Annotated in this window: 1 protein-coding gene; it reads left to right on the forward strand. The window is 64.2% G+C overall.

What is annotated here, in order from left to right:
- Nucleotides 1-15 precede the first annotated feature (15 nt).
- The coding region (locus NKH89_RS35650; protein ID WP_352912043.1) for an AMP-binding protein at nt 16-904 on the forward strand (889 nt) is incomplete at its 3' end.

The following is a 904-nucleotide window of genomic DNA, read 5'->3' on the forward strand; positions in this document are numbered from 1 at the left end:
AAGCCGGATCAGCCGGTGGCGATCTGCGTCGAGCGCAGCCCGGCGATGGTGGTGGGGCTGCTGGCGATCCTGAAGGCGGGCGGCGCTTATGTGCCGATCGATCCGGCCTATCCGGGCTCACGGCTCAACCAGGTGCTCGCCGATGCCGCCCCCAAGCTGCTGCTGGCCGATGCGGCCGGACGCGCCGCCCTCGGCGCCGAGGCGCTCGCCAGCCTGACGGCGGTCGACCTCTCGGACGGCGCGCGTCCATGGGCCGACCAGGGCGCTGACGATCCCGACCCGCGCGCGCTGGGGCTCACCCCCCGCCAGCTCGCCTACATCATCTACACCTCGGGCTCCACCGGGACGCCCAAGGGCGTCATGGTCGAGCATCGCGGAGTGGTCAATCTTACAGCATGGCATGTGCAAACGTTTTGTCCGCAACCAGAAACCTGCTGCACACTCACGGCTGCAGTGGCTTTTGACGCCAGCACCTGGGAGCTATGGTCCGCATTATGCAATCGTAGCACATTGCTGCTCCCGCCCAGGGCGGCAGCAGGAGATTCCTCGCGTCTGTTGCAATGGTGGCGTGATCAACCACTGGATGCCGCCTTTCTAGCCACACCGCTGGCTATAACCGCATTGCAAGACGAGCTGGTAAATCCAAAATTGGGACATTTGCTGATCGGCGGTGATCGTCTCCAGCGTGTTCCTTCCCGGATACCGTCTCCTCTCAAGTTGATAAACAACTATGGCCCTACGGAAGTCACCGTTGTGGCAACGTCGGGACGACTTCTCAGTGACAACGCCGTGCCGCATATTGGCCGTCCGATTGCGAACACGCGGATCTACCTGCTGGACGCTCATGGTGCGCCGGTGCCGTTCGGGGCGGTGGGCGAGCTCTATATCGGCGGGGCGGGGGTTG

This window comes from Mesorhizobium sp. M0923, from assembly GCF_040319365.1.
GTDB lineage: Bacteria > Pseudomonadota > Alphaproteobacteria > Rhizobiales > Rhizobiaceae > Mesorhizobium.